The organism is Streptococcus sp. VT 162 (assembly GCA_000688775.2).
GTDB lineage: Bacteria > Bacillota > Bacilli > Lactobacillales > Streptococcaceae > Streptococcus.
In genome coordinates this window covers 1,922,907-1,937,248 of record CP007628.2, presented here as the reverse complement: position 1 = coordinate 1,937,248, position 14,342 = coordinate 1,922,907, and the positions used below count along the sequence as shown (strand labels likewise).

At 43.7% G+C, this 14,342-nt stretch carries 12 protein-coding genes; 9 read left to right on the top strand and 3 right to left on the bottom strand.

Annotated features, from left to right (window positions below):
- From V470_09585 to V470_09570, 4 genes are all read left to right on the top strand, one after another.
- Positions 1 to 2,433, top strand: coding sequence for a Clp protease ClpX (locus tag V470_09585; GenBank protein ID AHZ48657.1), 2,433 nt, complete (start codon positions 1 to 3; stop codon positions 2,431 to 2,433).
- A gap of 146 nt (positions 2,434 to 2,579) precedes the next feature.
- Positions 2,580 to 3,638 (top strand): transcriptional regulator, encoded by a 1,059-nt coding sequence (locus V470_09580; GenBank protein AHZ48656.1) that lies wholly within the window; start codon positions 2,580 to 2,582, stop codon positions 3,636 to 3,638.
- A 9-nt stretch (positions 3,639 to 3,647) separates the two neighbouring features.
- Complete coding sequence (locus tag V470_09575) at positions 3,648 to 4,427, top strand: nicotinamide mononucleotide transporter PnuC (protein AHZ48655.1); 780 nt, start codon at positions 3,648 to 3,650, stop codon at positions 4,425 to 4,427.
- A 1-nt stretch (position 4,428) separates the two neighbouring features.
- Positions 4,429 to 5,202 carry a DNA mismatch repair protein MutT gene (locus V470_09570; GenBank protein ID AHZ48654.1) on the top strand — a complete coding sequence of 258 codons (774 nt, stop codon included), beginning with the start codon at positions 4,429 to 4,431 and terminating at the stop codon, positions 5,200 to 5,202.
- A gap of 69 nt (positions 5,203 to 5,271) precedes the next feature.
- Here V470_09570 and V470_09565 read toward each other — a convergent pair whose 3' ends face one another.
- Positions 5,272 to 5,502: a hypothetical protein gene (locus V470_09565; protein AHZ48653.1), complete on the bottom strand. Its 231-nt coding sequence runs from the start codon at positions 5,500 to 5,502 to the stop codon at positions 5,272 to 5,274.
- A 266-nt stretch (positions 5,503 to 5,768) separates the two neighbouring features.
- On the opposite strand from V470_09565, the gene V470_09560 reads away from it, so the two are divergent.
- Both V470_09560 and V470_09555 read left to right on the top strand, forming a co-directional pair.
- Positions 5,769 to 6,452: a lipoprotein gene (locus V470_09560; protein AHZ48652.1), complete on the top strand. Its 684-nt coding sequence runs from the start codon at positions 5,769 to 5,771 to the stop codon at positions 6,450 to 6,452.
- Between the two features lie 125 nt (positions 6,453 to 6,577).
- Complete coding sequence (locus tag V470_09555; protein ID AHZ48651.1) at positions 6,578 to 7,264, top strand: membrane protein; 687 nt, start codon at positions 6,578 to 6,580, stop codon at positions 7,262 to 7,264.
- A 56-nt stretch (positions 7,265 to 7,320) separates the two neighbouring features.
- Here V470_09555 and V470_09550 read toward each other — a convergent pair whose 3' ends face one another.
- Together V470_09550 and V470_09545 are read right to left on the bottom strand one after the other, a co-directional pair.
- Positions 7,321 to 8,301 carry a TIM barrel oxidoreductase NifR3 gene (locus V470_09550; protein AHZ48650.1) on the bottom strand — a complete coding sequence of 327 codons (981 nt, stop codon included), beginning with the start codon at positions 8,299 to 8,301 and terminating at the stop codon, positions 7,321 to 7,323.
- Complete coding sequence (locus V470_09545) at positions 8,288 to 9,160, bottom strand: molecular chaperone Hsp33 (protein ID AHZ48649.1); 873 nt, start codon at positions 9,158 to 9,160, stop codon at positions 8,288 to 8,290. Before V470_09545 ends, V470_09550 begins: the two co-directional genes overlap by 14 nt.
- A 164-nt stretch (positions 9,161 to 9,324) precedes the next feature.
- Between V470_09545 and V470_09540 the strand changes: the two genes are divergently transcribed.
- The 3 genes from V470_09540 (at position 9,325) to V470_09530 (ending at position 14,285) form a co-directional block, all read left to right on the top strand.
- On the top strand, positions 9,325 to 10,752 hold the full coding sequence (locus V470_09540; protein ID AHZ48648.1) for a regulatory protein: 1,428 nt from the start codon (positions 9,325 to 9,327) through the stop codon (positions 10,750 to 10,752).
- A 156-nt stretch (positions 10,753 to 10,908) separates the two neighbouring features.
- Positions 10,909 to 12,417 carry a glycerol kinase gene (gene glpK, locus V470_09535; GenBank protein ID AHZ48647.1) on the top strand — a complete coding sequence of 503 codons (1,509 nt, stop codon included), beginning with the start codon at positions 10,909 to 10,911 and terminating at the stop codon, positions 12,415 to 12,417.
- A 41-nt stretch (positions 12,418 to 12,458) separates the two neighbouring features.
- Positions 12,459 to 14,285, top strand: coding sequence for an alpha-glycerophosphate oxidase (locus tag V470_09530; protein ID AHZ48646.1), 1,827 nt, complete (start codon positions 12,459 to 12,461; stop codon positions 14,283 to 14,285).
- Positions 14,286 to 14,342: the final 57 nt, after the last annotated feature.

The following is a 14,342-nucleotide window of genomic DNA, read 5'->3' as shown; positions in this document are numbered from 1 at the left end:
ATGAACTATTCAAAAGCATTGAATGAATGTATCGAAAGTGCCTACATGGTTGCGAGCCATTTTGGAGCCCGTTATCTAGAGTCTTGGCATTTATTGATTGCCATGTCTAATCACAGTTACAGTGTGGCAGGTGCGACTCTAAATGATTACCCATACGAGATGGACCGTTTAGAAGAGGTTGCGTTGGAACTGACTGAAACCGACTATAGCCAAGATGAAACCTTTACGGAATTACCCTTTTCCCATCGTTTGGAGGTCCTCTTTGCGGAAGCAGAGTATGTAGCCTCAGTGGTCCATGCTAAGGTGCTAGGGACAGAGCATGTCCTCTATGCGATTTTGCATGACGGCAATGCCTTGGCGACTCGCATCTTGGAGAGAGCAGGTTTCTCTTATGAAGACCAGAAAGATCAGGTCAGAATTGCTGCTCTTCGTCGCAATCTAGAAGAACGTGCTGGTTGGACAAGAGAAGATCTTAAGGCTTTGCGTCAACGTCATCGCACAGTAACTGACAAGCAAAATTCCATGGCCAATATGATGGGCATGCCTCAAGCTCAAAGTGGTGGTCTAGAGGATTACACGCATGATCTGACGGAGCAAGCGCGCTCTGGCAAGTTAGAGCCAGTTATCGGTCGAGACAAGGAAATCTCACGTATGATTCAGATTTTGAGTCGAAAGACCAAGAACAATCCGGTCTTGGTTGGTGATGCTGGTGTCGGGAAAACAGCTCTAGCACTTGGACTTGCCCAGCGTATTGCTAGTGGGGATGTGCCTGCGGAAATGGCAAAGATGCGTGTTCTAGAGCTTGATTTGATGAATGTTGTTGCGGGGACACGTTTCCGTGGAGATTTTGAAGAGCGCATGAACAATATCATCAAGGATATAGAGGAAGATGGCAAAGTGATCCTCTTTATCGATGAACTCCACACCATCATGGGTTCTGGTAGCGGTATTGACTCGACTCTGGATGCGGCTAATATCTTGAAGCCAGCCTTGGCTCGTGGAACTTTGAGAACGGTTGGTGCAACCACTCAGGAAGAATACCAAAAACACATCGAAAAAGATGCTGCCCTTTCTCGTCGGTTTGCCAAAGTGACGATTGAAGAGCCAAGTTTAGCTGACAGCATGATCATTTTGCAAGGTTTGAAGGCTACCTATGAGAAACACCATCGTGTGCAAATCACAGATGAAGCTGTTGAAACAGCTGTTAAGATGGCGCATCGTTACTTGACCAGTCGTCACTTGCCAGACTCTGCTATCGACCTCTTAGATGAAGCAGCAGCAACAGTGCAAAACAAATCCAAGCATGTGAAAACAGACGAATCCGACTTGACTCCAGCTGACAAGGCCTTGATGGATGGCAAGTGGAAACAAGCTGCTCAGCTAATCGCAAAAGAGCAGGAAGTCCCTGTCTATAAAGACTTGGTAACAGAATCTGAAATTTTGACTACCTTGAGTCGCTTGTCAGGTATCCCAGTCCAAAAACTGACGCAAACGGATGCCAAGAAATACCTTAATTTGGAAGCGGAATTGCACAAACGTGTCATTGGCCAAGATCAAGCTGTTTCAAGCATTAGCCGTGCCATTCGCCGCAACCAGTCAGGTATTCGTAGTCACAAGCGTCCGATTGGTTCCTTTATGTTCCTAGGGCCGACAGGAGTCGGTAAGACCGAATTGGCCAAGGCTCTGGCAGAAGTCCTCTTTGATGACGAATCAGCCCTTATCCGCTTTGATATGAGTGAGTATATGGAGAAATTTGCGGCTAGCCGTCTCAATGGAGCACCTCCTGGCTATGTGGGCTACGAGGAAGGTGGGGAGTTGACCGAGAAAGTTCGCAACAAACCTTACTCTGTGCTCCTCTTTGACGAGGTAGAGAAGGCTCACCCAGATATCTTTAATGTCCTCTTGCAGGTTCTGGACGACGGTGTCTTGACAGATAGCAAGGGACGCAAGGTGGATTTTTCAAATACCATTATCATCATGACGTCAAACCTTGGTGCAACAGCCCTTCGTGATGACAAGACGGTCGGCTTTGGCGCGAAAGACATTCGTTTTGACCAGGAAAATATGGAAAAACGCATCTTTGAAGAGCTGAAAAAAACTTATCGACCAGAGTTTATCAACCGTATTGATGAAAAGGTAGTCTTCCATAGCTTGGATAGCGAACATATGCATGAAATTGTCAAGATTATGGTTAAACCATTGATTGCTAGCCTGGCAGAGAAAGGCATCGACTTGAAACTGCAAGCTTCGGCCCTGAAGTTGCTAGCTAGTCACGGTTACAATCCAGAAATGGGAGCTCGCCCACTTCGCAGAACCCTGCAAACAGAAGTGGAGGACAAGTTGGCAGAACTTCTTCTTAAGGGAGAATTAGTGGCAGGCAAGACTCTCAAGATTGGTGTCAAAGCAGGTCAATTAAAATTTGATATTGCTTAAAAATGGAGAGTCAGGAGCAGTCCTGATTCTTTTTTTGCTACTTTTTTATAAAAAATGATAAAAAACTATTGACAAAACAAAAATATAGTATATAATAAAAACATAGAAAATAAAAATATCAAAAATTATAAAAAGGTAAAACGTTTATAAAAAAGAAAACAGCAGTGGTATTTGGGACCTTTGCCCCTCTTCATCAGGGTCATATCGATCTGATCCAGCGAGCGAAGCGTCAGTATGACCAGGTCTGGGTAGTCGTGTCAGGCTATGAGGGAGACCGAGGGGAGCAGGTAGGTTTAAGTCTTCAAAAACGATTTCGCTATATCCGAGAGGCTTTTCGTGATGACGAATTGACCTCTGTCTGCAAGCTGGATGAGACCAACCTTCCCCGTTACCCTATGGGCTGGCAGGAGTGGTTGGACCAGATGTTAGCGGAGATTTCCTATGATGAAATCCAGCAAGAACTGATCTTCTTTGTGGGAGAAGAAGAATACCAGCAAGAACTAGCTAAACGTGGATTTGGCACCGTCTTGCAAGAAAGAAAGTTTGGTATCTCAGCGACTATGATTCGAGAAAATCCAAGCAAATATTGGAAATACATCGCTCAACCCTTCCGTCGTCAGTTTACCAAGAAAGTCTTGATCATGGGAAGTGCTAGTAATGGGAAGACCACTCTGGCCAAGGATTTGGCAAGGTATTACGATGCGCCCGTTAGTCTGGAATACGCGCGTGAGTACCAGATCAAAAACAATGTCCGCGACGATGAATTGACTCCAAAGGATTACTACTATCTCCTGTTGGGACAGTATGACCAGACCTCCAAGTTAATCGATAGCAATGCCAATCGAGGCCTTGTGATAGCCGATACCAACTCCTTGGTAACCAAGGGCTACTATGACTATTACATGGAGACTGAGGACCAAGAGGGCTTATCAGGAGAAACCTTTGACAATCTCTTTGCCTCTATCTTGGCCAAGGAAAAATGGGATTTGATTCTCTTTGTGCAACCTGTCGGCTCCTATGTCAATGACGGATTTAGAGATATGACCATGGCAGAGGACCACATTCGCTACAGTTTTTCCCAGCATTTGGACCAGATGAGAGAGCGATACTTAACCACCATTCCACTAGTTTATCTAGCGGAGGATTATCTAGGCAATTATGAAGCAGCCAAAGTGGCTATCGATGCCATTTACCAAGCAGATTAGGAGAAAATTATGAAAACAGTAACTAAAAAAATCACACAATTTATTGAAAATTTTAAAAATGTCCATGCCGAAGCTCGCAAGATCGGTTTTGTAGGAATCATGCGTTTGCTCTGGAAAGATCTCTTTGTCGGCCGTAGCCTTTTCCAGTGGTTGTATCTCATCGCCCTGTCAAGTGTTCCCTTGATCTTGGAATTCACACAAAATACGGAAAGTCATGATTGGCTGAGCTTGTTTGCATCTTGGACTGGGATTGTCTGTGTTATCTTGGTAGCAGAAGGGCGTGCAAGCAATTATCTCTTTGGAGCTATTAACTCGGCTATCTATTTGATTTTGGCCATGAATGCGACTTTTTATGGCGAAGTCTTGACGACCGTTTACTTCTTTGTCATGCAGCCGATTGGTCTCTATGCTTGGCTGTCCAATCGTATCAATGACCAAGGAAAACCAGAAGAATCCCACTTTGAAGCTAAGAAATTATCTGTTCTTGACTGGCTTAAGTACTTGGTCTTGACTGCCATTATCTGGATTGGTATGGGCTTGGCTTATCAAAGTATCAATAGTGCTCGACCTTTCCGTGATAGTGTAACCGATGCGACCAATGGTGTTGGTCAGTTCTTGATGACACGTCTCTACCGTGAGCAATGGATTTTCTGGATTGCAACCAATCTCTTTAGTATCTATCTCTGGTGGGGTGAAAATATCCACATTCAAGGGATGTACTGGGTTTACACACTCAACAGTCTAGTGGGTTGGTACCAATGGACCAAGGCAGTTCGAAAGGAGGCATAAGATGGCAGATACGATGATTCCAGCCGGGATGACAGAAAAAGAATATTATGAAATCCATGCCAGTCAGGAGGAGTTTTTGGATTGGTACTACAAGCAGGAACTCCCTCAATATGAAAAACCAAGTGTGACAGTAGATATGGTGGCTTACTGCTTTGTCGAAGGAAAGATCAAGCTCTTACTAATCCGTCGCAAGGCCCACCCTTATCAAAACTGTTTGGCTCTGGTTGGAGGCTTTATGGATAAGGGAGAGGATGCTGCGCATGCCTGTCAACGCGAGGTGAGAGAAGAAGTCAATCTCGATCTACCTTTGGAAAAAATCGAGCAATTGATGACCGTATCGACCCCCGGTCGTGATCCACGGGGCTGGACCGTGACCATTGCCCACTTGGTGTATCTGCCTAGTCGCGCCCTAGGCCTCGTTCAGGCAGGAGACGATGCCAAGGATGTGGTTTTTGTAGATGTGGATTTTCGGACGGGCAAGTGCTTCCTAGAGGGAGTAGAGTTGGAGGAGAGAGCCTTTGCCTTTGACCATTATGCCATTATTCAAGAGTCCATCAAACGCATCCAAGGCCGTCTCGACTGGAATCCGACCTTCCTTTATCTGCTGGAAGAGGAGTTCACTGTCTACGAAGGAACTGAACTGGTCAATCTCATCAACCCAGGTCGGCCCATCGTCAGCAATAACTTTCTCGTAAAATACGGCGAATATGTAGAAGAAGTCGGACTCAAACGAGTGCCCAAAAAGAAACCAAGAAAAACCTATCGATTGAAATAAAGAGGTCGGGACCAAAATCCCGACCTCTTTGTTTGCCCTTATTAAGTTACTTTGCTGTTGCGATTGCTTTTAGGTATGGCTATCTTTCTTAGGATTACTCAACATGTGAGTAAAGAAGTCTTTATATCGATACTTGAGATAGTTCTCATGTAAAAATAACAAAGCGATATAAACAATCATAAAGATTGCAGTCAGATAGAAGACATCAAATGCAGTTCGCGCATAGTAAGTGGCTGATTGATAAGAGCCAATAGCTCCCAAAATCAACCAAGGAAGATACTTGTAATACTTATTTAGCATAAGAGTGCACCTCCTATATTCTATTTCAATGTTATTATATTCCTTTGTCTAACACAATGCAAGCGATTACACAAGAGCGATACAAAAAATAGGACTCTTATCTAAAAAATTTTCTATTTTTTCGTTTCGATTACGAATAGAAATAGTAGAGAGAATAATTTTTAAAATAGTTTCTCTAAATAGTTGACAGATTCAAGGTCTAATGTTACAATTATATTACAAAAAGATTTCTTAACATTTCAAAAATGTTACAAAGGAGTAGAAAAATGGAAAAGAAAACCTATATCAAATTGATGGCAGCGACTGTATTGGCTTCTACCTTGCTACTGGGAGCTTGTGGAAATAAAAATGAAACCACTCAAACCAGCAGCTCTGCAAAGACAAGCCAATCATCAAGTTCTAAAGCAGCTTCTTCTAACAAAGAAAGCAAGACTCAAAAATCTTCAAGCTCAGCTTCATCTGAAAAGGCTCAGGCATCTTCAGGTCAGTCTTCTACAACAGCAGATCAGTCACAAGCGAAACCAGCCCCTGAATCAAGACAAGAACAAGCAACTCCTAGTCAGCCAGCCCCTTCTCAGACTCCGTCAACCCAGCAAGGTTCTCAAGCCCAGTCTAACCAGTCAACTTATGATCCAACAACTGACCGCCAACTTCAAGACAAGCAAGCAGAACACAACAAACGCTACAAGGGAGTTTTAACCATGGTGGATGGTGACTTCTCAGCTGCAGCAGGCAACTGGAAGGGAGCGAATGGCGAAACCATTACAGTTTCATCAGGGGGCCAATTTACAGTAGAAACTGCAGATGGAAAGAAAGAAAACTATTCTATCAGAGGCTACTCTTACACTCTTGATGATGGCAAGTATAATGCCAAAATCGGTGGAGGAAAAATCATCCAAATTACAACAGGTGCGGATGGTAAAGTTTCGAGTGTTGCCTTGATTCAATAATAAAATTTGGTGTTTTAACTCTTACTAGAAATCGTTCTGTAAAAGAGTGAGTCAACTGTTTTTCACTTAGTTTCTCCAAGAGAAAGTGGTATAATAAAAAATCAAAGGAGAACGAGTGATAATACATGGCAGATGAATTAATCTTACCTCAAAACACACGATTGATGGGAGTATTTCTTGGATTTGTAGGTGGTTCTTTGGATGTGTTTTGCCATATTCAATACCATAGTTTGGTAGCGACACAGACAGGGAATATTCTCCTACTGATATCTGATTGGCACGACTCAAATGTCATCAATACGATGCTACGATTCTGCTCCATTATTTTCTTTTCTCTAGGATTTCTGTTTGCATTGCACATGAAAGAATACCGTAAAACGGCTTACTGGCGGGTTAAGATGCTGCTCCCTTTATTTATTGGAACTCTTATTCTCCCTTTCTTTTCACGATTTCCTCTATTAGAAGTTCCTTGCATCGCTTTTGGAACAGGAATGATGATGTTAACATTTACGGGCAGTTTGATTGAAGATCATCCCTATGTCATTTTTATGACGTCTGGAAATTACCGAAAGATGTTGACTGCTTTGTATCGCATTGCTAGAAGAGAAGGAAATATCCAAGAATACCGTCGTCAGGCCTTAAATTATGGGATTGTTGTGGGAAGTTTCATAGTGGGCGCAATCAGCTTGGCTGTATTGATGCATTTTCTTCATGAATGGTCTATATGGATTGTCAGCCTCAATTTGTTTTTGATTATGTCCTATTATATAGCTAGAGTGAAGCAATTAGATTTACAAGATGAAAATATATAAAAAACGGCAAGACTCATTTTTGAGCTTTGCCGTTTTTTTGAGTTGTAGATGTAAGACTATGCTTTGTCTAGTTGCAAGAGGGCCTCAATCTCTGCTAGGGTGCTAGCTTGTGAAATGGCTCCACGAAGTTTGGCAGCGCCAGATGTTCCACGGAGGTAGTGAGGAGCGAGGCCGCGGAATTCACGAACGGCTACGTTTTCTCCTTTGAGGTTAATCAAGCGTTTCAAGTGTTCGTAGGCGATTTTCATCTTGTCTTCAAATGTCAAGTCAGGGAGAATTTCTCCTGTTTCAAAGTAGTGGTTGATTTGGTTGAAGAGGTAGGGATTTCCCATAGCAGCGCGACCAATCATGACAGCGTCAGCCCCGACTTCTTCGATACGCTGTTTAGCTTCTTGGACCGTACGGATATCACCGTTGGCGATAAATGGAATCTTGGTCAGAGCTTGAGCAACCTTGTGAAGAGTCTCAAGGTCTGCGTGACCTGTGTACATCTGTTCGCGGGTACGGCCATGCATGGCAAGGGCAGACACACCTGCAGCCTCAGCTGCGAGAGCATTCTCCACGGCTAGGGATGGATCAGACCAGCCGGTGCGCATTTTGACAGTGAGGGGGATATCAAGGACAGATTGGACCTTGTTGATAATAGAGTAGATCTTGTCTGGGTCCTTGAGCCACATAGCGCCAGCCTCGTTCTTCACGATTTTGTTAACTGGGCAGCCCATGTTGATATCGACGATATCGGTCTTGGTGTTTTCTTGGATGAATTCTGCTGCGCGTGCGAGGCTGTCTTCATCACTACCAAAAAGTTGGATAGAAACCGGGTTTTCTCCTTCATCGATATGAAGCATGTGTAGAGTTTTTTCGTTGTTGTATTGGATTCCTTTGTCAGAGACCATTTCCATGACAACGAGTCCAGCCCCGAGCTCTTTTGCGATGGTACGAAAGGCTGAGTTGGTCACGCCAGCCATGGGCGCTAAAACAGTACGATTGGGAATCTCAACATTGCCAATCATAAAGGGTGTATTAAGATTTGTCACGAATGAGTTCCTCCAGGTCGTTTTCATCAAAGTTATAAGTTGTTTGGCAGAATTGACAAGTGATTTCTGCCCCGTGGTCTTCCTCTTTCATTTCTTCAAGGTCTGAGCTTGGAAGGCTGGCAAGAGCGTTCATAAAACGATCTTTGCTGCAGTCACATTGGAAACGGATTTCTTCTTCAGATAGACGTTTGTAAGATTCGTCACCATAGATGGCCTTGAGAAGGGCTTCGATATGGTCATCGCTTTCTAGAAGGGTTGAGATGGCTGGCATTTCTTGGATGCGTTTTTCAAAGCGAGCAATCTCTTCTTCCTTGGCTCCTGGTAATACTTGGAGAAGGAAACCTCCGGCAACTTCGACCTTGTCGTCTTTATCCAAAAGAACATTGAGCCCGACTGCTGAAGGGGTTTGTTGGCTTTCAGTCAGGTAATAGGCCAAGTCTTCACCGATTTCCCCAGAAATGAGAGGAGTCATGGAGTTGTAAGGATTTCCAGTACCGTAGTCTGTGATAACGAGAAATTGGCCATTGCCGACAAAAGGACCGACTAGGACTTCACCCGTTGCAGTTTTTTTGATATCTACACCGGGATTTTGCACATAGCCTTTGACATTGCCCTTGGTATCTGCGACAGTGATGATGGCACCGAGAGAGCTCGTTCCAAGAACTTTTACAGTAATCTTGGTATCTCCTTTTTCATTGGCTGCGAGAATCTGGCTAGCGATAAGGGTGCGACCAAGTGCAACGGTTGAACTGGCTTGAGTTTGATGTTTTTCTTGAGCAGTGCGGACGGTTTCCGTGCTATCAAGGACAAAAGCACGAAAAGTTCCGCTTTCTGATATAGTTTTAATAATTTTATCCATAGCTACTATTTTAGCATAAAAATGCCCAAAGGGGGAGCCGTGTGTTTGCTGTTTCTCTGGAATAATGACGAGGAAATCAACTTTAAAATAAAATGAGAAACAGATTATTTCCGCATTTCTAAGATTTATGCTATTCTTGTAGGAGAAAATGAAAGGGGTAACAAATGTATTTAGGCGATTTGATGGAAAAAGCAGAATCTGGTCAATTTTTAGTCCTTTCCTTTCTATTACAAGATTCGCAGACAACCGTCAAGGAAGCCATGGAAGAAACAGGTTTTTCAAAGGCGACCTTAACCAAGTACATTTCTCTGATTAACGAAAATGCCTTGGAAAGAGGTTTAGAGCTGACCATCCATTTGGAAGATGAAAATCTGCGTCTGTCGATTGGTGCAGCTACCAAGGGGAGAGAGATTCGGAGCTTGTTTCTAGACAATGCCATTAAGTACCAAATTTTGGTTTACCTTCTCTATCACCAACAGTTTCTAGCTCATCAGTTGGCTCAAGAATTGATGATTAGCGAGGCCACGCTTGGTCGCCACTTAGCTAGTCTAAATCAGATTTTGTCAGAGTTTGACTTATCCATCCAAAATGGCCGTTGGCGAGGTCCGGAGCATCAGATTCGCTATTTCTATTTCTGTCTTTTCCGCAAGATTTGGTCCAGTCAGGAGTGGGAAGGTCACATGCAGAAAGCTGAGAGAAAACAAGAGATTGCTACCCTAGAAGAAATCTGCGGTGCTAGCTTGTCTTCGGGGCAGAAATTGGACTTGGTTCTCTGGGCTCATATCAGTCAACAGCGTCTTCGGGTCAATGCCTGTCAGTTTCAGGTTATAGAAGAAAAAATGCGAGGGTATTTTGACAATATTTTCTATCTTCGTTTGCTTCGAAAGGCTTCGTCCTTTTTTGCTGGGCAACATATCCCTCTAGGAACTGAGGATGGTGAGATGATGGTATTCTTTTCATTTCTCCTTTCCCATCGTATTTTGCCCCTTCATACTATGGAGTATATCCTTGGTTTTGGTGGGCAATTAGCTGATTTGCTGACGCAATTGATTCAAGAGATGAAGAAGGAGGAGCTGCTGGGGGACTACACAGAGGACCATGTCACCTATGAACTCAGCCAGCTCTGTGGTCAAATTTATCTATACAAGGGCTATATTTTACAAGATCAGTACAGATACCAGACAGAGAATCGCCATCCCTATTTGCTGATGGAACATGATTTTAAAGGGACTGCAGAGAGAATTTTTCATATCTTGCCAGCCTTTCATCAGGGAACGGATTTGGATAAGAAAATTCTCTGGGAATGGCTCCAGTTGATAGAGTATATGGCAGAAAATGGTGGCCAACATATGAGGATTGGTCTGGATTTGACATCTGGTTTCCTTGTCTTTTCTAGGATGGCTGCCATTTTGAAACGGTATTTGGAATACAATCGTTTCATTACTATTGAAGCCTATGACCCCAGTCGACATTATGATTTGTTAATTACTAACAACCCTATCCATAAGAAAGAACAAACACCTATCTACTATTTGAAAAATGATTTGGATATGGAAGATTTAGCTACGATCCGTCAGATGCTATTTGCCTAAAAGACCTGAGTTTTCAGGTCTTTTTTGTGAAATTCGCACAATCTCCTCACATTTTTTTAAAATTTAAAAAAAATTGATAAACAAGAAAGCGCTTTATTTTGTATACTAGTTACTGTAAAGAGGAACCCCCTCAAGATTTTATCAGGAGGACAGCACATGTCACAAGAAAAATACATCATGGCCATTGACCAAGGAACTACCAGTTCTCGTGCCATCATTTTTAACAAAAAAGGAGAAAAGGTCAGCTCTAGTCAAAAAGAGTTCACTCAGATTTTCCCTCAAGCAGGTTGGGTTGAGCACAATGCCAATGAAATTTGGAACTCTGTTCAGTCAGTTATCGCGGGTGCTTTCATCGAAAGTGGTGTGAAACCAAGTCAAATCGAGGCCATCGGGATTACCAACCAGCGTGAAACAACTGTCGTCTGGGATAAGAAAACAGGTCTCCCTATCTACAATGCTATCGTTTGGCAATCACGCCAGACAGCTCCTCTGGCTGAACAACTAAAAAGCCAAGGTTATGTGGAAAAATTCCATGAAAAGACTGGTTTGATCATCGATGCTTACTTCTCTGCAACCAAGGTTCGTTGGATTTTGGACCATGTAGAAGGCGCTCAAGAGCGAGCTGAAAAGGGTGAATTGCTCTTTGGTACCATTGATACTTGGCTGGTTTGGAAATTGACTGACGGCGCAGCTCACGTAACTGACTACTCAAACGCAGCTCGTACCATGCTCTATAACATCAAGGATCTTAAATGGGATGATGAGATTTTGGAAATCCTCAACATTCCTAAGGCTATGCTTCCAGAAGTTCGTTCTAACTCTGAAATCTACGGCAAGACTGCTCCATTCCATTTCTACGGTGGAGAAGTGCCAATTTCAGGTATGGCTGGGGACCAACAGGCAGCCCTCTTCGGTCAGTTGGCCTTTGAACCAGGGATGGTCAAGAATACTTATGGAACAGGTTCTTTCATCATTATGAACACTGGTGAAGAGATGCAGTTGTCTGAAAACAACCTTTTGACAACCATTGGTTACGGAATCAACGGCAAGGTTTACTATGCCTTGGAAGGTTCTATCTTCATCGCAGGAAGTGCCATTCAGTGGCTTCGTGATGGACTTCGCATGGTTGAAAATTCACCAGAGTCTGAAAAATATGCTCTCAATTCTCACAACAATGACGAAGTTTATGTCGTACCTGCCTTTACAGGTCTAGGGGCTCCATACTGGAATCAAAATGCTCGTGGTTCAGTCTTTGGCTTAACTCGTGGAACAAGCAAAGAAGACTTTATCAAGGCTACTCTGCAATCCATCGCTTACCAAGTACGCGACATCATCGACACCATGCAAGTGGATGCGCAGACAGCTATCCAAGTCTTGAAGGTAGATGGTGGTGCAGCCATGAACAACTTCCTCATGCAGTTCCAGGCTGACATTTTGGGAATCGATATTGCCCGTGCTAAAAACTTGGAAACAACTGCCCTAGGTGCAGCCTTCCTGGCAGGATTGTCAGTGGGTTACTGGAAGGATTTGGATGAGTTGAAACTCTTGAATGAGACAGGAGAACTCTTCGAACCATCGATGAACGAATCTCGTAAGGAACAACTTTATAAGGGCTGGAAGAAGGCTGTGAAAGCAACTCAAGTCTTTGCGGAAATCGATGACTAATACTGGAAGAATAAAGCGACTCAGTTAGAAAGTGTGTAAATATGGAATTTTCAAAGAAAACACGAGAATTATCAATTAAAAAAATGCAGGAACGCACCCTGGACCTCCTGATTATTGGTGGTGGGATTACCGGTGCTGGGGTAGCCTTGCAGGCGGCAGCCAGTGGTCTTGATACTGGTTTGATTGAAATGCAGGACTTCGCAGAAGGGACATCCAGCCGTTCAACAAAATTGGTCCACGGAGGCCTGCGTTACCTCAAACAATTCGACGTAGAAGTGGTATCAGATACAGTTTCTGAACGTGCGGTGGTTCAACAAATTGCTCCACATATTCCAAAACCAGATCCAATGCTCTTGCCAGTTTACGATGAGGATGGAGCGACCTTTAGCCTTTTCCGTCTCAAAGTAGCCATGGACTTGTATGACCTTTTGGCAGGTGTTAGCAACACACCAGCTGCTAACAAGGTCTTGAGCAAGGATCAAGTCTTGGAACGCCAGCCAAACTTGAAGAAAGAAGGCTTGGTAGGAGGCGGGGTTTACCTTGACTTCCGTAACAACGATGCGCGTCTCGTGATTGAAAACATCAAACGTGCCAATCAAGACGGTGCCCTCATTGCCAACCACGTTAAGGCAGAAGGCTTCCTCTTTAACGAAAGTGGCAAGATTACAGGTGTTGTAGCTCGTGATTTGTTGACAGACCAAGTCTTTGAAATCAAGGCTCGTCTGGTTATCAACACGACAGGTCCTTGGAGCGACAAGGTACGTAATTTGTCCAATCAGGGAACACAATTCTCACAAATGCGTCCAACTAAGGGAGTTCACTTGGTAGTGGATTCAAGCAAGATCAAGGTTTCACAGCCGGTTTACTTTGATACAGGTTTGGGAGACGGGCGTATGGTCTTTGTTCTCCCACGTGAAAACAAGACTTACTTTGGTACAACGGATACAGACTACACAGGCGATTTGGAACATCCAAAAGTGACGCAGGAAGATGTGGATTATCTACTTGGCATTGTCAACAACCGCTTCCCAGAAGCAAACATTACCATTGATGATATCGAAAGCAGCTGGGCTGGTCTTCGTCCATTGATCGCAGGCAATAGCGCTTCTGACTACAATGGAGGAAATAACGGAACCATTAGCGATGAGAGCTTCAATAGCTTGATTGCGACTGTCGAAGCTTATCTATCGAAAGAAAAAACGCGTGAAGATGTTGAATCTGCTGTCAGCAAGCTTGAAAGCAGCACATCTGAGAAACATTTGGATCCATTTGCAGTTTCTCGTGGTTCGAGTTTGGATCGTGATGACAATGGCTTGTTGACCCTTGCTGGTGGTAAAATCACAGACTACCGTAAGATGGCTGAAGGAGCTATGGAGCGCGTGGTTGACATCCTCAAAGCCGAATTTGACCGCAGCTTTAAACTCATTAACTCGAAGACTTATCCTGTTTCAGGTGGAGAATTGAACCCAGCAAATGTGGACTCAGAAATCGAAGCCTTTGCTCAACTTGGAGTTTCACGTGGTTTGGATAGCAAGGAAGCCCACTATCTTGCAAATCTTTACGGTTCAAATGCACCGAAAGTCTTTGCCCTTGCTCACAGCTTGGAACAAGCGCCAGGACTCAGCTTGGCAGACACTTTGTCACTTCACTATGCAATGCGCAATGAGTTGGCTCTGAGCCCAGTTGACTTTCTTCTTCGTCGTACCAACCACATGCTCTTTATGCGTGATAGTTTAGATAGCATCGTTGAGCCAGTTCTGGATGAAATGGGACGATTCTATGACTGGTCTGATGAAGAAAAAGCAACTTATCGTGCGGATGTTGAAGCAGCCCTTACTAACAACGATCTAGCGGAATTGAAAAATTAAGAGAAACTAGAAGAGAGGGAGACAAGCCTTCCTTGCCTTCTCTCTCCTTCTTTTAAA

Excerpts from the sequence above, each read along its gene's own strand:
- V470_09555 (AHZ48651.1), top strand. The coding sequence starts at position 6,578 with ATGGCAGATGAATTAATCTTACCTCAAAACACACGATTGATGGGAGTA.
- V470_09575 (AHZ48655.1), top strand. The coding sequence starts at position 3,648 with ATGAAAACAGTAACTAAAAAAATCACACAATTTATTGAAAATTTTAAA.
- V470_09565 (AHZ48653.1), bottom strand. The coding sequence starts at position 5,502 with ATGCTAAATAAGTATTACAAGTATCTTCCTTGGTTGATTTTGGGAGCT.
- V470_09540 (AHZ48648.1), top strand. The coding sequence starts at position 9,325 with ATGTATTTAGGCGATTTGATGGAAAAAGCAGAATCTGGTCAATTTTTA.
- V470_09530 (AHZ48646.1), top strand. The coding sequence starts at position 12,459 with ATGGAATTTTCAAAGAAAACACGAGAATTATCAATTAAAAAAATGCAG.
- V470_09585 (AHZ48657.1), top strand. The coding sequence starts at position 1 with ATGAACTATTCAAAAGCATTGAATGAATGTATCGAAAGTGCCTACATG.
- V470_09545 (AHZ48649.1), bottom strand. The coding sequence starts at position 9,160 with ATGGATAAAATTATTAAAACTATATCAGAAAGCGGAACTTTTCGTGCT.
- V470_09560 (AHZ48652.1), top strand. The coding sequence starts at position 5,769 with ATGGAAAAGAAAACCTATATCAAATTGATGGCAGCGACTGTATTGGCT.
- glpK (AHZ48647.1), top strand. The coding sequence starts at position 10,909 with ATGTCACAAGAAAAATACATCATGGCCATTGACCAAGGAACTACCAGT.
- V470_09570 (AHZ48654.1), top strand. The coding sequence starts at position 4,429 with ATGGCAGATACGATGATTCCAGCCGGGATGACAGAAAAAGAATATTAT.